This window comes from Azospirillum sp. B506 (assembly GCF_000333595.1).
In the GTDB taxonomy this organism is placed as follows: Bacteria; Pseudomonadota; Alphaproteobacteria; order Azospirillales; family Azospirillaceae; genus Azospirillum.
The window spans coordinates 1-4,173 of record NZ_BADK01000886.1 but is presented as its reverse complement, the minus strand read 5'-3'; the positions used below and the strand labels follow the sequence as shown (position 1 = coordinate 4,173).

The 4,173-nt window shown below is 71.4% G+C and carries 4 protein-coding genes; 3 read left to right on the top strand and 1 reads right to left on the bottom strand.

The genetic code is table 11. The features are described 5' to 3' along the window. A partial coding sequence (locus tag I71_RS27435; RefSeq protein ID WP_042701474.1) for an ATP-binding protein occupies nucleotides 1–278 on the bottom strand: 278 nt, incomplete at its 3' end. A gap of 273 nt (nucleotides 279–551) precedes the next feature. On the opposite strand from I71_RS27435, the gene I71_RS27430 reads away from it, so the two are divergent. The 3 genes from I71_RS27430 to I71_RS27420 form a co-directional block, all read left to right on the top strand. Next, the gene (locus tag I71_RS27430; protein ID WP_244434083.1) at nucleotides 552–1,319 is read left to right on the top strand and encodes a tetratricopeptide repeat protein; all 768 of its coding nucleotides are present in this window, start codon (nucleotides 552–554) and stop codon (nucleotides 1,317–1,319) included. Between the two features lie 233 nt (nucleotides 1,320–1,552). Further along, the gene (locus tag I71_RS27425; RefSeq protein WP_042701471.1) at nucleotides 1,553–2,293 is read left to right on the top strand and encodes a hypothetical protein; all 741 of its coding nucleotides are present in this window, start codon (nucleotides 1,553–1,555) and stop codon (nucleotides 2,291–2,293) included. Continuing rightward, nucleotides 2,290–4,173, top strand: a 1,884-nt coding sequence (locus I71_RS27420) for an MFS transporter (RefSeq protein WP_042701468.1), incomplete at its 3' end; no start/stop codon positions are given. The genes I71_RS27425 and I71_RS27420, both read left to right, overlap by 4 nt.

Genomic DNA, 4,173 nt, shown 5'->3' with positions numbered 1-4,173 from the left:
GCATCGTCCTCCACCTCCGCCCGCAGTTCGCGGCCCACGGCTTCCAGCCGCACCCGGATCCGATGCGGACCGGTCTTCCCGTCGCCGGTTCGATCCCGATAGCCATGGGTCACGGTGTTGGTGACCAGTTCGTCGAGGCAGAGGTTGATGCTGAAGGCCAGATCGGGAGGCAGGCCCATGCGCGCGATGAAATCCTCCACCGCGGCGGCCAGCCGTTGCAGTTCGGACAGGTCGCTGCGCAGGACCAGGTCCAGGCCGTTCGCCGCTGTGCCGTCCACCCGCTCCCCCTCCGCACCCACACGTTTGCCCCCACACTTTTGCCCCTATGCGTCCGGATGGCGCGGGGCGCGAAGGGATGGTCATTCTTCACCAATGGGACCATCATGACAATTCCTCGACCGCCGGCTGGGGAGGTTGAACGGGCGGCGGTGGCGGGACAGACTCGGGCGCGAGGGTTGCTTCACAACGTCGCGGCGACTGGAATAAAGCCGGTTCGCGCGCTGTTGGTGGACCGAAGCCCCCGGGGGACAATCGACGAAGGTGCCGGCGCCATGTCCATGCTTGCCAAGCCCATGCTTGCCACGCCCACGCTCTGGACCCGGATGAAGGCCGAACTGGGCGACAGCGACGCGCAGTTCCGGCTGGCGGAGGCGCTGCGGACGACCGATGTCGCCGCCTCCGTCCCCTGGTACCGCCGTGCCGCCCGCCAGGGCCATGTCGCGGCGCAGACCATGCTGGCCTTCCTGCTGGCCAACGGCATCGGCGTGCCTCCCGATCCGCGCCGGGCGGTCTCCTGGTACCGGCGTGCCGCCGCCAAGGGCGATGTCGGGGCGCAGAACAACCTCGGCTACATGCATGAACATGGGGCCGGGGTGCCCTGCGATCCGGCCAAGGCGGCGCTTTGGTACCGGCTGGCGGCGCTTCAGCACTCCGCCCCCGCCCAGGTCAACCTCGCCCTTCTCCTGCTCGACGGCCGGGGGATCGACCGTGACGAGGGCGAAGCGGTGCGCTGGCTGCGTGCCGCCGCCGAACAGGGCCATCCGGCGGCGCAATACCGCCTTGGCCTGTGCCTGCGCGAAGGGGTGGGGGTGGATCGCGATCCGGCCGAGGCGGCCCTGTGGCTGCAGGCCGCGGCGGCAACCGGCGACCGCGAGGCGCTGGTGGCGTTGGCCGAGCTGCGCAAGACCTCGGTTCCGGACCTGTCCGGCGGATTGGACGATGACGGTCCCGCCGGCCCGGATGACGGCGGTGCGACGTTGTGGCCCTCGGACCTGCGTCCGGTGCGCGACATGCGTGCCGGCGCCATGCCGCCGGGCTGAGGCCCTGGCCCCATCGCCGCGGTCTCTCCAACCGGTCGGCCGTCGCCTGCGTCCGCCGGCGCGACGGATTGGCACGCCACCCGAAACCGCTTGCCAAGGTTCGAGGGATTGGCGATTCATCGAACTGACGATGGTCCGTTCGGGTGCGCCCGTCGGATTGGTATGGAGCATTGGGCGGTCCGTGGCTGATGCATCGGCGTGTCATCCCATAGAGGTGAGATGAGAGGGGGGCGATGAGGCTTGGCGGGGGGCTGGCCCTGCGCACCGGCGCCGTCATCGCGGCGACGGTTGCGACGGCCGTGCTTCTGTCGGTCGCCCTGTCCGAACTGAAGTTCGCTCAGAAACTGCGCGAGGTCGCCGCCTCCCGCCTGAGTGTTGTCGCCGACGAGATGCGGCGCCGGGTCGAGTTTGGCCTGACATTGGGGCTGGACCTGTCCGAACTGGTCGATCTGCAGGCGCAGGCCGAGCGCGCGGCTTCCGGCGAGGAAATTCTCGGCGTCGAAGTGGTGGACGACCGCGGCATCGTGCTGTTCGCCGCCGACCACAGCGCCATCGGCCATCCCAGCCCATTGCGTCGTGTCTCCAAAACCGAAGCCGACAGTGCCCCGCGCCGTCAGATCGACGGTGACCTGCTCGTGATCGGCAGCGGCGTGCGCAACAGCTTCGGCCAGGCTGTCGGCGAGGTGATCCTGCGCTCCTCGCTTGGCGGCCTTCGGTCGCGGGTGGCGGCGGTGGAGGACAGGCTGCATACCGCAGTGTCGGCGCTTGTGGGCATCGCCGCTCTGGCGACGCTTGCCGCCGTCTTCGTCGTCGTCCGCCAGGGTGGCGGCCGGCGCGGGCTGGCGGCGGGCACCGCGCCGCTGGCGGTGGTGCGCGACCGCCTGTACCACGGCATCGCCGATGCCGACCGCGCGATGGAGGAGTTGGAGCGGGAGCTGGACGCGATGGCGCCGTTGAAAGGCGGCCCGTCATGACCCCCGGCGGATGCAACAGCCCCGGCCGGCGGAGCGATCCGGTCGCCGCCCTGGTGTTGAGGCTGACCATCGTCACGGTCGCGGTCCTGCTCCTGGCGGTGGGGGGGGCGTCCTGGCTGTCGCTGCGCAGCTTCGACCCGCTGTTCCAGCCGGAACTGGCGCGCAAGGCGCGGACGGTGGGCGACCTGGTCGGCGTGCAGATCGACCGCGGGCTCGGCGTCCGGATCCCGCTCGATCGCATGGCGGGTCTCGATGCCCTGCTGGCGGCCGAGGTCGAGCGCCACGAGGGCATTGCCTATCTTGCGGTCAGCGATCCGGCCGGCCGCATCGTGGCGGCGGCGGGTGCGCCGCTCGACCGCGAGGCTGCCTCCGCCATGCCGGCCGCCATGCCGGCTGGCTGGCTGGACGGCCCCGCCGATGGCCGGCTGGCACGCGGCTTCGTCGATGTCGAACGCCGCCTGGGAAGCGCCGGAGCGGCCGCCGGCATGCTGCATGTCGGCATCGACAGCGCGTTCCTGGCCAAGGCCTCCACCGATCTGGCGCTCGACGTGCTGTCGGTGGTCATCGTCTCGGTGCTGTTGATCTTCGAGGTGCTGCAGCTGGTGGTGAACCTTGCCATGCGGCGGGTTCTGACCTTGCGGCTGTTGGCCGACCTGGCGGAAGAGGGCGATTTCCGCGCGGCCTTGCCGGCATGTCCCGGTCCGTCCGCCGCCAGCCCCGACCGCGCGCTGGAAAGCGGCGCGGGGGCGGCGCTCGACGCGGTGAACGCCCGCTATGCCGCCCTCGCCGCACGGGTTGCGGCCCTGCGCCGCCGGCCGGGCACCGCCATGGGAGCCGCCATGGATCCCGACGACCCGCGGCTCCGCCGGGCGGAGGCCGGGCTGGCCGTGCTTGCCCGCCGCTTCCGGTTCCGCGCCCCCGGCGCCGCGGAGCCGCCGCCGTTGAACCTCGTTTTCCTGCGGCTGCCGGTCTTCCTGTTCTGTCTGTCGGAGGAGCTGTCGCGCCCCTTCCTGCCGGCCTATGCCAAGACCTTCGCCGGCGAGCTGCCCTGGCTGACGCCGGACATGGTGGTCGGCCTGCCGATCACGCTGTTCATGCTGATCTGGGCGCTGTCGCAGCCGGGGGGCGCACGCGTCTCCGAACGCTGGGGGCGGGCGCGCTCCTTCGCCATCGGGGCGGCGCTGGCGGCCGTCGGTCTGGCGCTGACCGCCGGTGCCGGCTCCCTGTATGAGCTGATGCTGTGGCGCTGCCTGACCGCGTTGGGCTATGGGCTGGTCCTCATCACCGCCCAGGGCATCGTCGTGGATCACAGCACGCCGCGCAACCGGGCCGCGGGCATGGCGATGTTCATCGGCGCCCTGCTGGCGGCCGGCGTCTGCGGTCCGGTCGGCGGCGGCATCATCGCCGACAGGGTGGGATTTCGTGTCACCTTCCTGCTGGGGGCCGTGCTGGCGCTGGGGTCTGGCCTGTCGGTCAGCCTGCTGCTGCTGCGCGGCCGTGCCGCGGTGCGGCGGGCGGACGGCGCGGCGACGCGACGCGCCCTGGGCAGCGCCTTGCCGCTGTTCCGCGACCTGCGGTTTTCCGCCCTGATGGTGCTGAGCGCCATTCCGACCAAGATCGCCGCCACCGCCTTCCTGTTCTGCCTCGTGCCGCTGATGCTGACCGCCGACGGCGCCAGCAAGGCGGAGATCGGCCGGGTGCAGATGATGTATTTCGTCGCCTTCATCCTGGTGTCGCCGCTGGCCGCCGGCCTGTCCGACCGCTGGCAGGCCCGCCATGGCTTCATCGCCGCCGGAGGCATCGGCACGCTGGCGAGCTGCCTGCCCATCGTCGCCACCCAGGCGCTGTGGGGACCGCCGCTGGCGATATTCCTGTTCGGG

What these genes read in the sequence shown, in the direction of transcription:
- I71_RS27425 (WP_042701471.1), top strand. Translation starts at nt 1,553, where the DNA reads ATGAGGCTTGGCGGGGGGCTGGCCCTGCGCACCGGCGCCGTCATCGCG.
- I71_RS27430 (WP_244434083.1), top strand. Translation starts at nt 552, where the DNA reads ATGTCCATGCTTGCCAAGCCCATGCTTGCCACGCCCACGCTCTGGACC.